We start from the raw sequence: 20,693 nt of genomic DNA, 5'->3' as shown, positions 1-20,693 counted from the left end.
GGGTGAGCCCGCGCCCGACGTACCCCCGCTTCCTCCGCCCCCGGACGGCGCTGGCGGCGTCCGGCGTGGCGATGCTGCTGGCCGCCGCCGGCTGCTCCCTCGGCGAGCCCGAGCCGGACCCGGCCGGCGAGCCGCCCAACCTGCCGACGCCGTCGAGCCCGGCCAGTTCCGGCGGGGCCAACCAGCAGGTGGTGGCCACGGTGCTGGCGAAGGGGCTGGCGGTGCCGTGGGCGATCGCGTTCCTGCCCGACGGCGCGGCGCTCGTCACCGAGCGCGACAGCGGACGGATCCTCCAGGTCGGCCCGGAGTCCGGGCCGGACGGGCTCAGCGTGCGCCCGGTGCAGACGGTGCCCGGGGTGGCCGCCGGCGGTGAGGGCGGTCTGCTCGGCATCGCCGTCTCCCCCGGATACGCGAAGGACCGCACGGTCTTCATCTACTACACCGCCGAGGAGGACAACCGGATCGCCAGGTTGCAACTCGGCCAGGCGCCGACGCCGATCCTCACCGGCATCCCCAAGGCCGGCAACCACGACGGCGGCGGGTTGGGTTTCGGCCCGGACGGTTTCCTCTACGCGAGCACCGGGGACGCCGGGCGCACCGAGAACGCCCAGGACCCGAAGAGCCTCGGCGGCAAGATCCTGCGGATCACCCCGGCCGGGAAACCGGCGCCGGGCAACCCGACCGCCGGTTCCCCCGTGTGGTCGTTGGGGCACCGCAACGTGCAGGGCTTCGCCTGGACGCCGGACAAGCGGATGTACGCGGTGGAGTTCGGCCAGAACACCTGGGACGAGATCAACCAGATCAACCAGGGCGGCAACTACGGCTGGCCGCAGGTCGAGGGGCGCGGCGAGGACGCGCGTTACGTGAACCCGATCGTGCAGTGGCGCACCGGCGACGCCTCCTGCTCCGGCCTGGCCGCGGTGGAGCGGCTGCTGGTGACCGCCTGCCTGCGGGGTCAGCGGCTGTGGCTGGTCGAACTGGCCGGCAACGGGACCGTCCTCGGCCAGCCGCGTGAGCTGCTCACCGGCCGGTACGGGCGGCTGCGTGCCGCGACCGTGGCGCCGGACGGCTCGCTCTGGGTCAGCACCTCGAACCGGGACGGCCGGGGCAAGCCGGCGGCCGATGACGACCGGATCCTGCGCCTGGTCTTCGCCGACGGCGGCGCGGGCCGGAGCTGATCCACTTCCGACAGGTTTGCCAAGATCACGCAGCGGGCAGGCAGAATCTCACCATGGACGGCCAGGAGAACGAAGAGCAGCGCCCCGGGGACCCGACGTCCCCGGCCACCGGGCGTGCCCGCCGCTTCCCGGCGTGGCGGCCCGGCCCCCACCTGCGCCGGGTGGGCGTGGTGCTGGCCGTGCTCGCGGTCACGCTCGGCGGCATCGTGATCGGCACGTACGCCGGTGGCCACGTCGGCACCGACATCGGCCCGTTCCGGGCCGAACTGACGCTCAGCCCGTCACTGGACGGCGGCACCACCGTCGACATCCCACCGCTGGGCGCGCTGCTGCTGGACAGCCACACCGGGCCGGCGTACCTGACCGTCAAGGTGGGCTCACTGGACCAGGGGCGCACCGAGGCGCTGATCGGCGATCCGGCGAGCATCAGCCGGGCCAGCCAGTCGGCGGTGGCGGACGTCCGCGGTGGGGTGATGCGGCTCGGCCTGAAGACGCTCGGCTCGACGGTGCTGGCCACCCTGATCCTGGCCGGGCTGATCTTCCGCGACGTCCGGCGTACCGCGTGGGCCGGCGGGCTGGCCCTCGCCGTCACCGCCGGCAGTCTCGGCCTGGCCGCGGCCACCGTGCGACCGCAGGCGATCGAGGAGCCACGGTACGAGGGTCTGCTCGTCAACGCGCCGGCGATCGTGGGTGACGCGCGGCGGATCGCCGACGACTACACGAAGTACGCCGAGCAACTCCAACATCTGGTCGGCAACGTCAGCAAGCTCTACACCACCGTCTCCTCGCTGCCGGTGGTGCAGCCGTCCCCCGGCACCACCCGGGTGCTGCACGTCTCCGACATGCACCTCAACCCCACCGGCTGGCAGCTCATCCGCACCGTGGTCGAGCAGTTCGGCATCGACGTCGTGATCGACACCGGCGACATCACCGACTGGGGCAGTGAGCCGGAGGCGTCCTTCGTCGGCTCGATCGGCCTGCTCAAGAAGCCGTACGTGTACATCCGGGGCAACCACGACTCGCCGCGCACCGCCGCGGCAGTGGCCCAGCAGCCGAACGCGGTGGTGCTGGACAACGCCGTGACGACGGTCGGCGGGCTGACCATCGCCGGCATCGGGGACCCCCGGTTCACCCCGGACAAGGAGACCTCACCGGCGGGCAGCGGCCTCACCTCAACGGTCGCCGACCAGGTCATCGGCGCCGGTGAGCAACTCGCCGCCACGGTCGAGAAGTCGCCCCGGAAGGTGGACATCGCGCTCGTGCACGACCCGGCGTCGGCCGGGCCGCTCTCCGGCATCACACCGCTGGTGCTCTCCGGGCACAAGCACGCCCGGCAGGTGTCGAAGCTGCCGCAGGTGCCGGGTGAGCAACCGACGACGCTGATGGTGGAGGGCTCGACCGGCGGAGCCGGGCTGCGCGGGCTGGAGGGCGAGAAGCCCACCCCGCTGACCATGACGGTGCTCTACTTCGACGAGCAGAAGCTGCTCCAGGCGTACGACGAGATCACCGTGGGCGGCACCGGGCAGTCGCAGGTGAACCTGGAGCGGCACGTGATCCAGGACCCGGCCAAGGGCGACGAGGTGCCGGTCACCCCGACGCCCACCCGCGGTGCGCCGGAGTCGCTGTCGCCGTCCCCGTCGGCGAACGCGACGAGCCCGACCCCCACCACCACCGGCTGACCCCCACGTCCCATCACCCTGCGTAACACAAGCGTTCGAGCGGAGGATGGGCCGTCCGCGCCTTTGCTCTGCAGCCATCCGCGCAGCAGGCACCCAGCGTCACCAAATCGGCCCGGCACCGTGAATGGGTCAGCTTCTATAGAGCCAGCTCAGCGCCGTTGTGCGGATGTGGCTGCAGAGCAAAGGCACCGAAGACCCTTCGTCCGCCCGAGGCAGCGCTCTTACGATCAGTAATCACACGCCAAGGTTGCGCTACGTAATCTGCGCCGCGCGGCACCGGCGGAGCGGGGCGGCGGGGCGGGCGGGTCAGCGCAGCGCCAAGGCCGCGAGCGCGGCGTTGACGATGCTGCCGGGCAGCAGGTCGTGCAGCTCGTACAGCTCCCGCACGCTGCCGGACTGACCGAACTCGTCGACCCCGAGCGGCACCGCCGGAGCGCCGACCGCCGAGCCGAGCCAGGCCATCGCGTGCGAGGCCGCGTCGTGCACGGTGACCACCGGCACCCGGTCGGCGAACGCCGACCGCAGCGCCCCGGGCACGCTCGGCACGGTCGCGGTCCGCACGCCCTGACGCAGGGTCCGCTGCCACGCCCGGTAGAGCCGGTCCAGGCTTGTCACGTCCACCACGTGCGCGGCGACGCCCTCCTCCGCAAGCTCCGCGGCGGCGGCCAGGACCTCGGGCAGCACCGCGCCGGACGCGGCGAGCTGCACCACCGGGGCGTCCACGAGATCCGGGTACGCCTGGTGCGCGTCGACGAGCCGGTACGCGCCGGCCACCACCTGCCGGCGCAGCACCGCGTCTCCGAGCCGGGCCCGGGCCGCCTCGAACGGCGCCTGGTCGACCGGCCGGGTGCTGAGCCGGAAGTAGTACGCCCCGTCCTCGGCCGGCGCGGCGGTGGCGGTCGGCGCGCCGCCGCCGGCGATCTGACCGAGCGCGTCGCAGAGCAGCCAGTCGAGGCTGCCGGCGTACGCGGGCTCGCAGAACGTCACCCCGGGCAGTTCCAGGCCGACGGAGGCGGTGATGGTGGACTGGTGCGCGCCGCCCTCCGGGGCGAGCGTGATGCCGGACGGGGTGCCCGCCACCACGAACCGGGAACCCGAGTAGGTGCCGTAGAGGAAGGCGTCCAGCCCGCGCAGCACGAACGGGTCGTAGACCGTGCCCACCGGCAGCAGCGGCTGGCCGGACAGGTCCCACGACAGGCCGAGCTGACCGAGCAGCAGGAACAGGTTCATCTCGGAGATGCCCAGCTCGATGTGCTGCCCGGCGGGGCTCTCCGTCCAGCGCAGCATCCGGTCGGAGGTCCACGACCGCTGCTCGGTGGGAGCGAACACACCCGTCTTGTTGATGAACCCGGCCAGGTTGGTCGAGGTGGCCACGTCCGGCGCGGTGGTCACCAGGTAGGGCGAGACCTGCGGGTCCCGGGCCAGGTCCACGAGCACCCGGCCGAAGACCTCCTGGGTGGAGACCGGCTTGTTGACGCGTACCCTCGTGGTTTCCGGGACGGTGACGCCGAGCGCCCGCTCGCGCGGCGGGCGGGACAGCGCCTCCCGGCGCTCGCCGGCCCGGATGCCGGCCGCCGACGCCGGGTCGAAGCGGTCCCACTCGGTCTCCGGGGTCAGGCCGTGCGCGGCCCGCAGCGCGTCCACCTGCTCGGTGCTGAGCAGCGCCGAGTGGTTGCGCGGGTTCCCGGCGATCGGCAGCCCCCAGCCCTTCACCGTGTACGCGAAGACGACGCTGGGCCGGTCGGTGACCGCGTCGCACTGGGCGTAGGCGTCGAGCATCGCCTGCGCGTCGTGCCCGCCCAGGTCGGTGACGAGCGGCCCCAACTCGTCGTCGGGGATGTCGGCGACGAACGCGGCCACCGGCTCCGGAGCGCCGTCCAGGAACTGCCTGCGCAGCGCCGGACCGGCCAGCCCGAACAGGGACTGGTACTGCTCGTTGGGCATCAGGTCGATCCAGTCGCGCAGCGCCGCGCCGCCCGGCCGGGTGTACGCCTCGGCGAGCCGGCGGCCGTACTTGACCTCCACGACGTGCCAGCCGGCCGCCTCGAACTGGCCCCGCCACTGGTTGATCCGCACACCGGGCACGACCCGGTCCAGCGACTGCCGGTTGAAGTCGACGAGCCACATCACGTTGCCCAGCCCGGTGGTGGCCGGGTCGGCGACCGCCTCCCAGATGTTGCCCTCGTCCAACTCCGCGTCGCCGATCAGCGCGACGAACCGGGAGTGCGGCCGTGCGCCGAAGTGCGCGTCGACGTAGCGGCGGGTGACGGCGGCGAACAGCGGCGCGGCGGCGCCCAGGCCCACCGAGCCGGTGGAGAAGTCCACCTCGTCCGGGTCCTTGGTGCGCGACGGGTAGGACTGGAGGCCGCCGCGGGCGCGCAGCTTCGGCAGGTAGGCCCTGTCGAGGTTGCCGAGCAGGTACTGGATGGCGTGGAACACCGGGGAGGCGTGCGGCTTCACCGCGACCCGGTCCTCGGCGTCCAGGTGCTGGAACCAGAGCGCGGTCATCGCGGTGACCAGCGACGCGCTCGACGCCTGGTGGCCGCCGACCTTCACCCCGTCGCCGGTGCCCCGGTCGTGGTTGGCCGCGTCGACGATGCGGGTGGCGAGCCAGAGCACCCGGCGCTGGATCTCGTCGAGGACGTGCTCGTTCACGCTTGCTCCATCCGGGCGTCGCCGTTGACGCCCACTTTGGGGGGTAAGGAGGGGCCCCCGCTTAACGCATTCTGCATAGGCGGGGGCCCCTTTTAACACTTGTCAGGCAGCGCCGAGGCGCTCCAGGATCAACTCGCGCACGGTCTTCGCGTCGGCCTGGCCACGGGTGGTCTTCATGACCGCGCCGACGAGCGCGCCGGCCGCCGCGACCTTGCCGCTGCGGATCTTGTCGGCGATGGCGGGGTTGGCGACGATCGCCTCGTCCACGGCGGCGGTCAGCGCGCCCGTGTCCGACACGACCTCCAGGTTGCGGTTCGTCATGATCTCGGTCGGCGAGCCCTCGCCGGCCACCACACCCTCCAGCACGGCGCGGGCCAGCTTGTCGTTGAGCTTGCCCGCGTCGACCAGCCCCTGAAGCTCCGCCACCTGCGCCGGGGTGGCGCCCACGTCGGCCAACTCCACGCCCGTTTCGTTGGCGCGGCGGGACATCTCGCCCAGCCACCACTTGCGGGCCGCCGCCGGGGTCGTCCCGGCGGCCACGGTCGCCTCGATCAGCTCGACCGCGCCGGCGTTGACCACCGACTCCATGTCCAGGTCGGACAGGCCCCACTCCTGCTGGATCCGCTTGCGGCGCAGCCGCGGCAGCTCCGGCAGGGCGGCCTTCAGCTCGGCCACCCACGCCGTGTCCGGCGCCAGCGGCACCAGGTCCGGCTCGGGGAAGTAGCGGTAGTCGGTGGCGGTCTCCTTGGACCGGCCCGAGGTGGTGTCGCCGGTGTCCTCGTGGAAGTGCCGGGTCTCCTGGACGATCCGGCCACCCGCGTCCAGCACCGACGCCTGACGCAGCATCTCCGACCGGACCGCCCGCTCGACCGAGCGCAGCGAGTTGACGTTCTTGGTCTCGGTGCGCGTGCCCCACTCCGCGCCCGGCAGGTTCAGCGAGGTGTTGACGTCGCAGCGCAGCGAGCCCTCCTCCATCCGGACGTCCGAGACGCCGAGCGAGCGGACCACGTCGCGCAGCTCCGCCACGTACGCCCGGGCGATCTCGGGGGCGAGCGCGCCGGTGCCGGGGATCGGCTTGGTGACGATCTCCACCAGGGGGATGCCGGCCCGGTTGTAGTCGACGAGCGACTCGGTGGCGCCGTGGATGCGGCCGGTCGCGCCGCCGACGTGCAGCGTCTTGCCGGTGTCCTCCTCCAGGTGCACCCGCTCGATGCCGATCCGCACCAGCTCGCCGTTGACCTCGACGTCCAGGTAACCGTCGAAGCAGAGCGGCTCGTCATACTGGCTGATCTGGAAGTTCTTCGGCATGTCCGGGTAGAAGTAGTTCTTCCGGGCGAACCGGCACCACTGCGCGATCGAGCAGTTCAACGCCAACCCGATCCGGATCGTCGCCTCGATGGCCGCCTTGTTGGCCACCGGCAGCGAACCGGGCAGGCCCAGGCAGACCGGGCAGACCCGGGTGTTCGGCTCGCCGCCGAAGTCGGTCGGGCAGCCGCACCACATCTTGGTGTTCGTGCCCAGCTCGACGTGGGTCTCCAGGCCGATCACCGGTTCGTAGCGCGCGACGACCTCGTCGTACGCGGGCAGTGTCGTCGTCATCTGAGCTCCAGGCGCGATCCGGACAGAACCGTTCCAGCCTAATCGGCTGGCCCGGCCACCCCGCTGCCGGGCTTCGAGATCGCCGCGCGGGGGCCCGCCGCGCCGGCATGGAAAAACCGACCCGGGGGTACGCGTCGACCATGCGGAACCGGGCCGAGGCATGACCGCCAGACCGGTGACGACCGGCGTGGTGCTCGTCGCCGGGGCGGTGACGCTCGGCCTGCCCGCGCTGCTGACCGCAATATGGGTGGCCGACAGCGAGCACGACTTCCAGGACGTGGTGGCCATGGTCGCCATCACGGCGATATCCGCCGTCATCGGCGCCGGGGCGGCGTTGCTGCTCGGCCGGCGGCTGGTGCCGTCGATGCGTACCCCCGCGTCGAGCCCGGCCCGCGCGGCGCGGGACGCGTTGCGCGCGGGCCGGGCCACCGACCCGGCCGTCGACGCCGCCGCCCGCCGGGAGGCCGACCGCCGGCTCGGCCAGGGCTGGTACGTGTGGTTCTGCCTCGTCCTGGCCGCTGTTCAGGCGCTGCTGGCGGTCGCCGCGTCCCGATGGTCCAGCCGGCTGATCGCCATGGCCGCCGTCCTGCTCTGGTCGGGCGCGGCGTGGTGGCACCGGCGCCGCATCCGGGAGGCACGGCGCTACCTCGGCGCGGCGGCGAACCGCCCGGAAACGCCGACCGGCGCCGACGGGGATCCGTCGACGCCGGTCGGCGGCGGTGTTACAGGGCCGGCGGGGTGAACGTGCCGACGCTGGACTCCAGCGCGGCGGCGACCCGGTACATCCGGTCGTCGGCCATGGTCGGAGCCATGATCTGGAGTCCGACCGGGAGCCCGTCCGACAGCCCGCACGGCACCGAGATGGCCGGGCCGCCGTACAGGTTCGTCGGGATGGTGAACAGGTCGGCCAGGTACATCTGGTAGGGGTCCGAGGTGCGCGCGCCGATCGGGAACGCGACGAACGGGGTGGTCGGCGAGATCAGCGCGTCCACCTGCTCGAACGCGGCGGTGAAGTCCCGGGTGATGAGCGTGCGGACCTTCTGCGCCTGGCCGTAGTAGGCGTCGTAGTAGCCCGAGGAGAGGGCGTACGTGCCGATCATGATGCGGCGCTTCACCTCGGGCCCGAAGCCGGCCTCGCGGGTCAGCGACATGACCTCCTCCAACGACCGGTTGCCGTCGTCGCCGACCCGCAGGCCGAACCGGACGCCGTCGAACCGGGCCAGGTTGGAGGAGCACTCGCTCGGCGCGATCAGGTAGTAGGCCGGCAGCGCGTACGAGAAGTGCGGGCAGGACACCTCGACGATCTCGGCGCCCAGCTTGGCCAGGGCCTCCACGGACTCCCGGAACGCGGCCATCACGCCCGGCTCGGCGCCCTCGCCGGTGAACTCGGTGACCACGCCGAGCTTGACGCCGGTCAGGTCGCCGCTCGCGCCCCGCTTCGCCGCGCCCACCACGTCCGGCACCGGGGCCGGGATCGAGGTGGAGTCGCGCGGGTCGTGGCCGGCGATCACCTGGTGCAGCAGCGCGGCGTCGAGCACGGTACGCGCGCACGGGCCGGGCGTGTCGAGCGACGAGGAGAACGCGACGAGCCCGTACCGGGAGGTGCCGCCGTAGGTGGGCTTCGCGCCGACGGTGCCGGTGACCGCGCCGGGCTGGCGGATCGAGCCGCCGGTGTCCGAGCCGATCGACAGCGGCGCCTCGTACGCGGCGAGCGCCGCGGCGCTGCCACCGCCGGAGCCGCCCGGGATCCGGTCGAGGTCCCACGGGTTGTGGGTCGGCCCGTACGCCGAGTATTCGGTGGAGGAGCCCATGGCGAACTCGTCCATGTTGGTCTTGCCGAGCATCACCGTGCCGGCGGCGCGCAGCCGCTCGACGATCGTCGAGTCGTACGGCGGACGCCAGCCCTCCAGGATCTTCGACCCGACCGTGGTCGGCACGCCCCTGGTGGTGAGCACGTCCTTGACCGCGACCGGCACGCCGGCGAGCGGGCCCATCTCCTCGCCGGCGGCCCGGCGCTCGTCCACGGCCCGCGCGGCGGCGAGCGCGCCCTCGGTGTCGACGTGCAGGAACGCGCGCACCCGGTCGTCGACAGCGCCGATCCGGTCGAGGTGGGCGCGGGTGACGTCGACCGCCGAGGTCTCCCCGTTCGCCACCAGACCAGCGATCTCGACGGCGGTCATCTTCGTCAGGTCGGTCATGACGCCACATCCTCGTCCAGAATCCGCGGGACGCGGAACCGCTGCTCCTCGGCGTCGGGCGCACCCGACAGCGCCTCCTGCGGGGTCAGGCTCGGCGTCACCACATCCTCGCGGAGCACGTTGGTCAGCGGCACCGAGTGGGACGTCGGCGGGATGTCCGCCGCGGCGACCTCGCCGACCTGCGCGACCGACTGGAGGATCACGTCGAGCTGGCCGGCGAAGGTGTCCAACTCCTCCTCGGTGACGGCGAGCCGCGACAGTCGCGCGAGGTGCGCGACCTCCTCGCGGGAGATGGCGGCCATCGGGTGCCCCCTTCGTGGCTGTCCTGAACGTCTGCGGTGGGCCGGCCGCGCGTACGACGGTGAACGATGACGCGCGGTGACCGGAGCGAGTCTATTGTCCCGCCGTCACGACGACGCCTTCGACTCCCCCTCCGCCTCCGGCCCCTCCCGGCCCTCGCCCTCCGCCGTCACCGGGTGGATCGGACGGTACCGCGACAGCCAGGTGATCAGCTCCTCCGCCGGCATCGGCCGGGCGTGGAACCAACCCTGCGCCACGTCGCAGCCGGCGGCGTGCAGCAGCCGCCAGGTGCGCTCGTCCTCCACCCCCTCGGCGACCACCCGCAGCCCGAGCGCGCCGGCCAGCTCGATCGTCGAGCGGACGATCGCCGCGTCGTCCGGGTCGTCGGCCATCCCCAGCACGAACGACCGGTCCACCTTCACCTCGGACAGCGGAAGTCGACGCAGGTGCTGCAACGACGAGTAGCCGGTGCCGAAGTCGTCGAGCGCGATGCCGACGCCGATCCGGTGCAACTGGGTGATGCTGGCGAGCACCCGTCGGGGGTCGGCCATCAGCGCGCCCTCGGTGATCTCCACCTGGAGCCGTTCCGGCGGCAGCCCGTACCGGGAGAGCCGGTCGGCGATCTGGTCGGCGATCTCGCCGGTGTGCAGGTCCCGGACGCTGACGTTGAGCGCCGCGCGCAGTGTGAGCCCGGCCGCGAACCACTTGGCGAGCTGCTCCACGACGTCGTCCACCACCCGGCGGGTGAGCAGCCGCATGACCGCGCTCTGCTCGGCGACCTGGATCAGCTCCCCCGGATCGACCATTCCCCGGCGCGGGTGCCGCCACCGCAGCAGCGCCTCGACGCCGACCACCTCGCCGGTCGCGATGGCGATCTGCGGCTGGTAGTACATGGTGATCTCGCCCGGGTCCTCCGTCTCGCGCGCCCGCATCCGCTCGCCGGCCGCACCGCCGTCGGCCGCACCGCCCCCGGTCGCACCGGCAAGATCGGTCGCATCGGCGGGAGCGGTCGGCTCGCCGCCCGGCCGCGCGGCCTCCACGACCGGGGACGCCCCGGCAGCGGACGCGGCATGCACCGGCCCGGCGGCGTGCGCCACGCCCGCGGCCGACGCGGGCGCGGCAGCGGACCCGGCGTGGGCCGGCGCGACGGCGTGCGCGACGCCCGCGGCCGACGCGGGCACGGCAGCGGACGTGGGCGCGGACGCGGGGGCGGGCGCGGGGGGCGCAGCGGACACGGGCGCGGGGGCCGGGTCGCCGCCGGGCCGAACCGGGCCGGCCGGAGCGCCGGTACGCGCGGACCGACGCCGGATCGGGTCGGCGCCGGTGAGGATCCGGTCGATCAGTTCGTCGTCGGTCCGCGTCTCGACCCGGGCCCGGCGCCACCGCAGCCCCCGGCGGGGCGAAGCGTCCTCGGGGCGCACACCGTCCCGGCCATGATCACGAACCGCCCGGCCCTCGCGAACCGGCCGCCCGTCGCCAGGCGGCGGGGCGGCGGGCAGGCCCTGCGCCAGCGCGGCGCCGTCACCTCCGCGTACGCCCGCCGGCTCGCCGACCGAGGTGGACGACGTGGATTCCAGCACCCGGCGCAGGTCGGCCAGGAGGCTCAGTCGCTCGGCCGAATTATGGTCGGACTCCGGGGCGTACACCGCGACGGTGTCGTTGCGCTGCTTGGCGTCGTACATGGCGACGTCGGCGTGCCGCATCAGGGTGGCGAAGTCCTCGCCGTGCTCGGGAAAGAGCGCGACGCCTATCGACCCGCCCACGTCGAGCGGCAGCCCGTCCAGCGGCACCGGCTCGGCGAGCGCGGCGACCACCCGGTCGGCCCGCTCCCGCGCCGCCTCGATGCCGGCCAGCCGGGGTACGACGATGGCGAACTCGTCGCCGCCGAGTCGCGCCACCAGCTCGCCGTCGTCGGCGACGTCGATCAGCCGGGCGCTCACCTCGACCAGCAGCCGATCGCCCACGGCGTGCCCCAGCGCGTCGTTGACGTTCTTGAACCGGTCGAGGTCGAGCAGCAGCAGGGCCAGGTGGGCGTCCGGCTCGCCCCGGGCGGCCCGCTCGGCGTGCAGGTGCACCTGCTCGGCCACCTCGGTCAGCAGCGCCTTGCGATTCGGCAGCCCGGTCAACGGGTCGAGGTCGGCGAGCTGTTCCCGTTCGTCGGAGAGCCGGGCCATCCGGTAGACCGCGAAGAGCGGCACCAGCACCAGCGGGATCAGCGCCGCGCTGGTCGCGGCGGCGGCCACCAGCACCGGCGCGAGCAGCAGCAGCGAGCCGGTGGAGAGCAGCTCGTAGGCCAGTCCGAGCCGGACGGTGGGCCACCACCGGCGCCCGAACCGCAGCCGGATGGCGGTGTTGACCAGGCCGTAGTTGACCACGAACCAGGCCACTGTGGCACCGCCCACCGCCGCCACGTCGGTCCAGTGCAGCCGGCCGCCGCCGAACAGCTCACCGGGGCCGAACCGGGTGACCGCGTACGCGGCGGCGAGCGCGCAAGCGTACTGGGCGGCGTTGAAGGCGGTGCGCCACGCGGCGTAACCGAGCCGCCAACCGGAGACGGCCACGGCCACGGCCTGCACGGCCACCGCCGGGCCAAGCCCCCAGCCGAGCAGGATGGCGAAGGTGAAACAGGTGGAGGGGAACACCGCCGAGGTCTGCCGCCGCCCGGGTGGGACGAACGGACGGGCGTCGCAGGCCACGGCGAGCGCCGCCATGGTCCAGAACGCGACCGGAAGCTCGGTCAGCCGGCCCGGAAGCTCGGTCAGCGGCCCGATCGAGACGAGCAGCGCGAACAGGCCGACCGCGCCGACGAAGCCGAAGAACGGCCCGCTCCGTCCCGGCGGGACGGAGTTGCGCGGGTCGCCGGCCGCCATCGCACCTCCCGGGAAACGGTTCCGGCGCGCGCGGTCACGCGCCGTACGCCAATGAAACGCCCTCCGGGCGGCTTTGCCCGGCATGACAGACACGAATAGGCGGCAGTCGTAATTAAGTTGGTATCCGGCTGTGGGCGCTGGTCACTCCTCCACGCGGGCCACCGCCCGGGCCGCCTCCGGGCCGGACTCCAGCAACACCCGGAACCCGTCCTCGTCGAGGATCGGCAGCTTCAACGTGGCCGCCTTGTCGGCCTTCGAGCCCGGGTTGTCGCCGACCACCACGAAGCCGGTCTTCTTGGAGACCGACCCGGTCACCTTCCCGCCCCGGCTCTGGATCTCCTCCGCGGCCTGGTCGCGGCTGAACCCGGCAAGCGTGCCGGTGACCACCACGGTGACCCCGTCGAGCGGTCGCGGCCCCTCCTCGCCCGCCTCCTCGGCCATCCGTACGCCCGCCTCGGCCCACTTGCGCACCACGTCACGGTGCCAGTCGACGGCGAACCACTCCTTGATGCTCGCGGCGATCGTCGGGCCGACGCCGTCCACCGAGGACAACTCCTCCTCGGCGGCCTCCTCGATCGCGCTGACCGAGCGGAAGTGCCGGGCCAGCGCCTGGGCCGCGGTCGGTCCGACGTGCCGGATGGAGAGCGCCACCAGCACCCGCCACAGCTCGCGTTCCCTGGCCACGGCGAGGTTGTCGATCAGCTTGGTGGCGTTGCTGCCGAGCGTGCCGTCCTTGTTGACGAAGAACGGCGACCGGCTCAACCGCTCGGCGTCGAGACCGAACAGGTCGCCCTCGTCGGCGATGATCCCGGCGTCGAGCAGCGCGGCGGCGCCCTTGTAGCCGAGCACCTCGATGTCGAAGGCGCCGCGACCGGCCAGGTGGAAGACCCGTTCCCGTAGCTGCGCCGGGCAACTGCGGGAGTTGGGGCAGCGGATGTCGACGTCGCTCTCCTTGGCCGGCGCGAGCGGCGTGCCGCAGGCCGGGCAGGTGGTCGGCATGACGAACGGCCGGGCGTCGGCCGGGCGCAGCTCGACCACCGGGCCGAGGACCTCGGGGATGACGTCGCCGGCCTTGCGCAGCACCACCGTGTCGCCGATGAGCACGCCCTTGCGCTCGACCTCGCGGGCGTTGTGCAGGGTGGCCAGCGCGACCGTGGAACCGGCCACCCGGACCGGCTCCAGGACGGCGAACGGGGTGACCCGGCCGGTGCGCCCCACGTTGACGTCGATGTCGAGCAGCTTGGTGTTGACCTCCTCGGGCGGGTATTTGAAGGCGATCGCCCAGCGTGGCGCGCGACTGGTCGAGCCGAGGCGGCCCTGGATGGAGACCGGATCGACCTTGACCACCACACCGTCGATCTCGTGCTCGACGTCATGCCGGTGCTCGGCGTAGAAGGCGATGTATTCGGCCACGCCGGCCAGGTCGTCGACCACCTTCCAGCGGTCGCTTGTCGGCAGCCCCCACGCGCGGAGCGCGGCGTACGCCTCGGACTGCGCGGCCGGGCGGTAGCCCTCGCGGGCGCCGACGCCGTGCACGACCAGGCGCAGCGGCCGGGAGGCGGTGACCCGCGGATCCTTCTGGCGGAGGCTGCCGGCGGCGGCGTTGCGTGGGTTCGCGAACGGCGCCTTGCCCTGCTCGACCAGGCTCGCGTTGAGGTCGGCGAACGCGGCCACCGGGAAGTAGATCTCGCCGCGCACCTCGAGCAACTCCGGCACCTCGGGGAAGCCCTCGGCCGGGGTGAGCCGCGCCGGCACCCCCTCGATGCTGCGCACGTTTGCCGTGACGTCCTCGCCGGTGCGCCCGTCGCCACGGGTGGCCGCCCGCACCAGCCGGCCCTTGGCGTAGGTGAGGTTGATGGCCAGCCCGTCGACCTTCAGCTCGCAGAGGTAGGGCACCGGGCCGCCCGCGTCCCGCTCGACCCGCTCGGCCCAGGCGGCCAGTTCCTCGTCGGCGAACGCGTTGTCGAGCGAGAGCATCCGCTCGGCGTGGGTGACCGGGGTGAAATCGGTGGAGAACGTGCCGCCGACCCGCTGCGTGGGCGAGTCGGGGGTGCGCAACGCCGGATATTCCGCCTCCAGCGCCTCCAACTCGCGCAACTGCCTGTCGAACTCCGCGTCGGTGATCGTCGGCGCGTCCAGCACGTAGTAGCGGTATTGGTGCTCGGTCAGCTCCTGACTGAGCGTGGCGTGCCGCTCCCGGGCCTCCGGGGTCGGCTCGGCGCCGGCCGCCGCCTGTTGGGCGGCGTCGACCGTCAGGGGAACCGCTTCTTCGGACACGCCGCCGTCTTCGGACACCGCTGTCGACCTCCCGTGCTCGCGCTACCCGAGAACCGTAACGGTCGGGGGTGACAACCGTCCGGCCACCGGCGTTGAGCAGGCGACCGACGCCTCGGCGGCGTGCGACGCGCCGGCCCGGCGGTCGGGCGCCGACCGTGCGACGATCGCGGCGGCGGCGCTGGGCCGAAGCGGACGGAAGGCGGGTACGGATGCGCGACGGGCTGATCTGGGCGCTTCTCATCGTGGCAAGCGTGGCCGCGGGCTGGCTGTGGAACGAGTGGCGTCGTCGGTCCGCCGACCGGCCCGCCCGGACGGGCCGCGGCGCGCGGCCCGGCGACCGGCACACCGGTGGCGGCAGCCGACCCGGGAGGACTCCCCGCGGTGGCCGGGCCGGCGGCGGGAACGACGGTCGCCGGGCCGGCGCGCCGCCGCGACCGCGCGACGCCGGGCGGCCGGGCCGGGACGCCCCGCGCCCCGGGGAGGTCTGGTGGGCCGAGGTGCCCTACGCCGACGGCACCGGCTCGAAGGTGCGCCCCTGTCTGGTGCTCCGGGTCGACGGTCGGAACGCCGAGGTCCTGAAGATCACCAGTCAGGACAAGTCGGACCGGGACGACCACGTGTCCATCCCCACCCGGAGCTGGGACGCCGACGCCGAGCACGACAGTTGGCTGGACGTCAGCGAGCCGATCCCGGTCCCGTTGACCGCGTTCGCCGACCGGGCCGGTGACTGCGACGCCGACGTGTGGCGCGGCGTCCGCCGGCTTCCCCATCTCACCGCGTGACGGCGACGCCGCTCAGTCGAGCGCGCCGGCCAGCGCGGTGAGCTGGTCGGCGTACTCGATCCGGCCCGCCCAGCCGGCCGGCCAGGCAGCCATGCCGTAGGCCGCCCCGACGAACGCGCCGGCCAGCGCGGCGATGGAGTCCGAGTCGCCGGCGGTGGTGGCGCCCCGGGCCAACGCGCCGACCGGGTCGTCCGGATGCCACAGCACGCAGAGCAGCGCGGTGGCGAGCGCCTCCTCCGCGACCCACCCCTCGCCGGTGAGCCGGCACGGGTCGCCACCGTCGTCGGGGCGGGCCAGCGCCGCCTCCAGCCGGCCGAGCACCCGCAGGCAGTCGTCCCATCCCCGGGCGATGAACTCGGCCGCGGTGGTGCCGCCGGGACGCTGCCACAGGTCACCGAGCCAGTCGCCCCGGTAGACCGTGCGCTGCGCCTGGGCCCGCGCGGTGAGCAGGCCGGGCAGCGCCGGCAGCGCCGCGCCGTCGCGCAGCAGCCGGACCGCGTACGCGGTCAGCTCGCTGGCGGCCAGCCCGGTCGGGTGGCCGTGGGTGAGGCCGGCCTGGAGCTGGGCCAGCCCGGCCAGCGTGTCGAGGTCGACGTCGAGCAGCCCGACCGGGGTGACCCGCATGTTCGCGCCGCAGCCCTTCGAGCCGGCCACCGTGGCCTCCTGCCATCGGACGCCCCGGCTCAGCTCGGCGCAGGCGCGCAGGCAGGTCATGCCCGGCGCACGATTGTTCTCCGGGCTGGCCGCCCAGTCGAGGAAGCGCTGCCGCAGCAGCGGCTCCACCGCCTCCGCCGTGTATGCGGGCGCGTCGTGCAGCGCCCACGCCACCGCCAGCGCCATCTGGGTGTCGTCGGTGACGAGCGCCGGATCACCCGCCAGCTCGCGGGGACCGGCCGGGCCGTAGCGCCGGACGATCTCGGTGACGGTGAGGAACTCGGTCGGCTTGCCGAGGGCGTCACCGTAGGCGAGGCCGAAGAGCGAGCCGGCGGCACGGCGTTCGGTGGAGGCGGTCACGGTGGCGATCATGCACCGGCCGGGCAAGCCTCGCGCGATCAGTCCCAGCAGAGGCAGAACGGGTGGCCGGCCGGGTCGGCGTAGACCCGGAAGCCCTCCCCCTCGCCGGGCAGCCGCCGCGCCCCGAGGGCCAGCGCCGCCTTCTCGGCCGCCTCGATGTCGTCCACGGTCACGTCCAGGTGGAACTGCTGCGGACGCTCCGGGTCGGGCCAGTCGGGGGCACGCAGGTCGGGCGCCTTCTGGAAGGCCAGCCGCGGCTGGTGCCCGGGCGGGCCGCCGAGCACCACCCACTCGTCGCCCTCGGAGTTCTCCTCGAGCAGCGGAAGGCCGAGCAGCTCCGCGTAGAAACCCGCCAACGCGCGCGGGTCGGGACAGTCGATCACGGTGGAACGCAGTCGTCCGATCATGCCCGTCATCCTGCCCCCGGGGTACGACCAAAAACGTCACTCCTCGGCGAGCCGCCGGCCGGCGTCGCGGCAGGCGGCCAGCACCGCCCGGGCGTACGCCGGGGTGGCGCCGGCCAGGCCGCACGCGGGCGTGACCACCACCTGCTCGGCCAGCCGGCGGCGGGGGAAACCGAGCTGATCCCAGACGCGGCGGACCCGATCCGCGACCTCGGCCGAGGTCGGCGCCCGACCGGACGCGGGCGGCAGCGTCGGCGCGGCGCCGGCCAGCAGCCCGAATCCGGCGTCGATCGCCTCGCCGAGCGGGTCCAGGTCGGTGACCAGCGACAGGTCGAGGGCGACCCCGGCCGCGCCGGCGGAGCGGATCAGCTCCAGCGGCACGTCCGGCGCGCAGCAGTGCACGAGCGTAGGAACGCCGGCCGCGTCGCACACCCCGCGCAGCAGCCCCCGGGCCGCCTCCGCCTCCACCGGACGATGGGTGCCGAAGCCGCTCTCGGTGGGCACCCGACCGGCCAGCACCGCCGGCAGGGACGGCTCGTCGAGCTGGAGCAGCACCGAGGCGCGGGGCAGCCGCCGGGCCACCGCCGCCACGTGCCCCCGCAGCCCCTCGCCGAGCGAGCCGGCGAGGTCCCGCACCGCGCCGGGGTCGCGCAGCACCCGGCCGCCGAGCGGCAACTCCAGCGCGGCGGCCAGGGTGAACGGCCCGGCGGCCTGGATCTTGACCGGACCGGCGTACGCCTCGGCCTGCTCGGCGAGCTGGTCGAGGTCGCGCTCCATCAGGTCACGGGCGCGGCGCAGGTCCCGGCCGGGTCGCGGGGCGATCCGCCAGCGGGCCGCGTACAGCTCGACCGGGAGTTCGACGAGCAGGCCACCGGTGCGGCCGACCAGGTCCGCTCCCGGCCCCCGGGCGGGCAGTTCCGGCAGGTACGGCAGGTCGGGCAGCTCACCGAGCACGATCCGCTGCGCCTCGGCGATGTCGGTGCCGGGCAGCGAACCGATTCCGGTCGCCGCCCCGGCCGGCCAGGGCCACTGCTGATCAGTCACCGCCGAAGCCTATCCACCGTGCCGCCCCAGCGGACGACGCGGCGGTCAGCGAGCCGGCGGCAGCCCGGCCCGACCGCCCGTCAGTGCGGCACGGCAGCGCATGGTCCGGGCACGTGACCGACGGGCGCGTGGATGCCCCATCAAGTGCCTAGAAACGTGATGGCGTAAATGACTCGTCATGGTCAACCCGGCTCCGGGCAGACCTTCGCCGTGGGAGTCCGACCGCCGTCCGTCGCGGTGACCCATCCACGTCATCAAGTTTCTAGGCGCCTGAAGGTGACTTCCTCCGCCCGTGCCGTCACCCCGCAAACCGGACCCGGAAGATTGGCGCGGATCACGGTCCGGCCGCGGGCTGCTCTCCGGCGAGGGCAGGGCGCCGCCCGGCTGGCAGTCGCGCCCGTCGTCAGGCAGCGGCGATGGTCGCGGAACCGAGGACCACGTCGCCGGCCGGGTCCGGCCGGTAGGCCACGATCGCCTGGCCGGCGGCGACGCCGCGGAGCGGGCGGCGCAGCGAGGCGTGCAGCCCGTCCGCGTCCACCGAGACGGCGGCCGGGACGACGTCGCCGTGCGCCCGCAACTGCACCTCGCACTCGATCGGCCCGTCCGGGCGCGGTCCGCCGGTCCAGACCGGACGGGCGGCCCGCACCGAGGAGACTTCGAGCGCCTCGGCCGGGCCGACCGTCACGGTGTTGGTCTTCGGCGTGATGGAGAGCACGTAACGGGGGCGGCCGTCCGCCGCCGGCCGGTCCAGGCGCAGCCCGCGCCGCTGCCCGACGGTGTACTGATAAGCGCCGCTGTGGTTGCCCACGACCGCGCCGGTAAGCGCGTCCACCACCTGGCCCGGGGCCTCGCCGAGCCGCTCGGCCAGGAAGCCGCGGGTGTCGCCGTCGGCGATGAAGCAGATGTCGTGCGAGTCCGGCTTGTCGGCCACGGCGAGGCCGCGCCGGGCGGCCTCCGCGCGGACCTCGGCCTTGGTGGAGTCGCCGAGCGGGAAGATCGACCGGTCGAGCTGCGCGCGGGTCAGCACCGCGAGGACGTACGACTGGTCCTTGGCCGCGTCGACGCTGCGCCGCAGCAGGCCGTCCGGGCCGAGCCGGGCGTGGTGGCCGGTCACCACGGCATCGAAGCCCAGGGCCACCGCGCGGTCCAGCACCGCGGCGAACTTGATCTTCTCGTTGCAGCGCAGGCACGGGTTGGGGGTACGGCCGGCCGCGTACTCGGCGACGAAGTCGTCCACCACGTCGTCGTGGAACCGGTCGGCCATGTCCCACACGTAGAACGGGATGCCGAGCACGTCGGCGGCGCGCCGGGCGTCCCGGGAGTCCTCAAGCGTGCAGCAGCCCCGCGCGCCGGTGCGGTAGGTCTGGGGATTGCGGGCCAGCGCCAGGTGCACCCCGGTCACGTCGTGCCCGGCCTCCACCGCACGTGCCGCCGCCACGGCGGAGTCCACCCCGCCCGACATCGCCGCCAGAACTCTCACCGGCCCACTCCCCTCGTCCTGTCGAGGGTATCCGGGTCAGCGGGGCGTACGGAGGGCGGCAGCGCGGCGGGCCCGTTCCACCGCGGCCGGCAGCGCGGCGATGAGCGCGTCGACGTCCGCACCGGTGCTCGTGTGCCCGAGCGTGAAGCGCAGCGACGAGCGGGCCCGGTCGTCGTCCGCGCCCATCGCCAGCAGCACGTGCGACGGCTGGGCCACACCGGCCGAGCAGGCCGACCCGGTCGAGCAGGCGATGCCCTGGGCGTCGAGGAGCAGCAGCAGCGCGTCCCCCTCGCAGCCGGGGAAGGAGAAGTGCGCGTTACCTGGGAGCCGGTCCGTCGGATCACCGTTGAAGACCACCTCGGGCACCGCCCGCCGAACCCGCTCGACCAGCTCGTCGCGGAGCGCGGCGATCCGGGCCGCGTACTCCTGCTGGCCTTTCACCGCCGTCTCGACGGCGACCGCGAACGCGACGATGCCGGCGGTGTCGAGCGTCCCGGAGCGGACGTCGCGCTCCTGGCCACCGCCGTGCAGCAGCGGGGTGGCGGCGACGTCGCGGGCCAGCAGCAGCGCGCCGACGCCGGTCGGCCCGCCCAGCTTGTGCCCGGTCACGGTGAGCGCGGCGACCCCACTCGCGGCGAAGTCGACGGGCACCTGACCGACCGCCTGGATCGCGTCGGTGTGGAACGGCACCCCGTGCTCGGCGGCGACCGCGGCCAGCTCGGCCACCGGCTGGACGGTGCCGACCTCGTTGTTGGCCCACATCGCGGTCACCACCGCCACCCGGTCGCCGTGCGCGGCCAACTCGGCGCGGAGCCGCTCCGGGTCGAGCCGGCCGGCCGCGTCCACCGGCAGCCAGCCGACCTCCGCGCCTTCGCGCCCGACCAGCCAGTCCACCGAGTCCAGCACCGCGTGGTGCTCGACCGCGCTGGAAACCACCCGGATCCGCTCGGCCCGGGCGTCCCGACGGGCCCAGAAGATGCCCTTGACGGCGAGGTTGTCGCTCTCCGTGCCGCCACCCGTGAAGATCACTTCGGAGGGGCGGGCGCCGAGCGCGGCGGCCACCCGCTCGCGGGACTCCTCCACCCGTCGCCGGGCCCGGCGACCCGCCGCGTGCAGCGACGACGCGTTGCCCACCTCGCGGGCGGTGGCGACGTACGCCTCGAGTGCCTCGTCGAGCATCGGGGTCGTCGCCGCGTGATCCAGGTATGCCATC

At 74.0% G+C, this 20,693-nt stretch carries 15 protein-coding genes; 4 read left to right on the top strand and 11 right to left on the bottom strand.

Annotated features, from left to right (window positions below; translation table 11 throughout):
• Positions 1 to 2: 2 nt before the first annotated feature.
• Complete coding sequence (locus O7619_RS10350; protein ID WP_282287268.1) at positions 3 to 1,178, top strand: PQQ-dependent sugar dehydrogenase; 1,176 nt, start codon at positions 3 to 5, stop codon at positions 1,176 to 1,178.
• A 53-nt stretch (positions 1,179 to 1,231) separates the two neighbouring features.
• Positions 1,232 to 2,857 (top strand): metallophosphoesterase, encoded by a 1,626-nt coding sequence (locus tag O7619_RS10345; protein WP_282287267.1) that lies wholly within the window; start codon positions 1,232 to 1,234, stop codon positions 2,855 to 2,857.
• Between the two features lie 306 nt (positions 2,858 to 3,163).
• On the opposite strand, the gene O7619_RS10340 is transcribed toward O7619_RS10345, so the two are convergent.
• Positions 3,164 to 5,512 (bottom strand): pyruvate dehydrogenase, encoded by a 2,349-nt coding sequence (locus O7619_RS10340; RefSeq protein ID WP_282287266.1) that lies wholly within the window; start codon positions 5,510 to 5,512, stop codon positions 3,164 to 3,166.
• A 102-nt stretch (positions 5,513 to 5,614) separates the two neighbouring features.
• On the bottom strand, positions 5,615 to 7,111 hold the full coding sequence (gene gatB / locus O7619_RS10335) for an Asp-tRNA(Asn)/Glu-tRNA(Gln) amidotransferase subunit GatB (protein WP_282287265.1): 1,497 nt from the start codon (positions 7,109 to 7,111) through the stop codon (positions 5,615 to 5,617).
• A 160-nt stretch (positions 7,112 to 7,271) separates the two neighbouring features.
• On the opposite strand from gatB, the gene O7619_RS10330 reads away from it, so the two are divergent.
• On the top strand, positions 7,272 to 7,853 hold the full coding sequence (locus O7619_RS10330; RefSeq protein ID WP_282287264.1) for a hypothetical protein: 582 nt from the start codon (positions 7,272 to 7,274) through the stop codon (positions 7,851 to 7,853).
• Here O7619_RS10330 and gatA read toward each other — a convergent pair.
• From gatA to ligA, 4 genes are all read right to left on the bottom strand, one after another.
• The gene (gatA, locus tag O7619_RS10325; RefSeq protein WP_282287263.1) at positions 7,834 to 9,309 is read right to left on the bottom strand and encodes an Asp-tRNA(Asn)/Glu-tRNA(Gln) amidotransferase subunit GatA; all 1,476 of its coding nucleotides are present in this window, start codon (positions 9,307 to 9,309) and stop codon (positions 7,834 to 7,836) included. The two genes, O7619_RS10330 and gatA, sit on opposite strands and share 20 nt — an antisense overlap.
• Positions 9,306 to 9,611 carry an Asp-tRNA(Asn)/Glu-tRNA(Gln) amidotransferase subunit GatC gene (gatC, locus tag O7619_RS10320; protein ID WP_091063838.1) on the bottom strand — a complete coding sequence of 102 codons (306 nt, stop codon included), beginning with the start codon at positions 9,609 to 9,611 and terminating at the stop codon, positions 9,306 to 9,308. Before gatC ends, gatA begins: the two co-directional genes overlap by 4 nt.
• Before the next feature lie 105 nt (positions 9,612 to 9,716).
• Entirely contained in the window at positions 9,717 to 12,479 is a 2,763-nt protein-coding gene (locus O7619_RS10315; RefSeq protein WP_282287259.1) for an EAL domain-containing protein, read from the bottom strand.
• A 141-nt stretch (positions 12,480 to 12,620) separates the two neighbouring features.
• Entirely contained in the window at positions 12,621 to 14,756 is a 2,136-nt protein-coding gene (ligA, locus tag O7619_RS10310) for an NAD-dependent DNA ligase LigA (protein WP_282287257.1), read from the bottom strand.
• 209 nt (positions 14,757 to 14,965) lie between these two features.
• Here ligA and O7619_RS10305 point away from each other — a divergent pair, with 209 nt between their 5' ends.
• The gene (locus tag O7619_RS10305; RefSeq protein WP_282287256.1) at positions 14,966 to 15,538 is read left to right on the top strand and encodes a type II toxin-antitoxin system PemK/MazF family toxin; all 573 of its coding nucleotides are present in this window, start codon (positions 14,966 to 14,968) and stop codon (positions 15,536 to 15,538) included.
• Between the two features lie 12 nt (positions 15,539 to 15,550).
• On the opposite strand, the gene O7619_RS10300 is transcribed toward O7619_RS10305, so the two are convergent.
• From O7619_RS10300 to O7619_RS10280, 5 genes are all read right to left on the bottom strand, one after another.
• Entirely contained in the window at positions 15,551 to 16,564 is a 1,014-nt protein-coding gene (locus O7619_RS10300; RefSeq protein ID WP_282287255.1) for an ADP-ribosylglycohydrolase family protein, read from the bottom strand.
• Positions 16,565 to 16,590: 26 nt separating this feature from the next.
• Positions 16,591 to 16,959 (bottom strand): VOC family protein, encoded by a 369-nt coding sequence (locus O7619_RS10295; protein WP_282287254.1) that lies wholly within the window; start codon positions 16,957 to 16,959, stop codon positions 16,591 to 16,593.
• 36 nt (positions 16,960 to 16,995) lie between these two features.
• On the bottom strand, positions 16,996 to 18,000 hold the full coding sequence (locus O7619_RS10290) for a methionine synthase (RefSeq protein ID WP_282287253.1): 1,005 nt from the start codon (positions 17,998 to 18,000) through the stop codon (positions 16,996 to 16,998).
• 403 nt (positions 18,001 to 18,403) lie between these two features.
• A complete protein-coding gene (gene mnmA, locus O7619_RS10285; RefSeq protein WP_282287252.1) occupies positions 18,404 to 19,480 on the bottom strand; it encodes a tRNA 2-thiouridine(34) synthase MnmA in 1,077 nt (358 codons plus the stop codon).
• Positions 19,481 to 19,516: 36 nt separating this feature from the next.
• Positions 19,517 to 20,692, bottom strand: a complete 1,176-nt coding sequence (locus O7619_RS10280) for a cysteine desulfurase family protein (RefSeq protein WP_282287251.1) — start codon at positions 20,690 to 20,692, stop codon at positions 19,517 to 19,519.
• Position 20,693 lies beyond the last annotated feature (1 nt).

The sequence above is a fragment of the Micromonospora sp. WMMD998 genome (assembly GCF_029581235.1).
Classification (GTDB): domain Bacteria; phylum Actinomycetota; class Actinomycetes; order Mycobacteriales; family Micromonosporaceae; genus Micromonospora.
The sequence above is the reverse complement of the archived record's forward strand: the minus strand, read 5'-3'. Positions and strand labels throughout refer to the sequence as shown.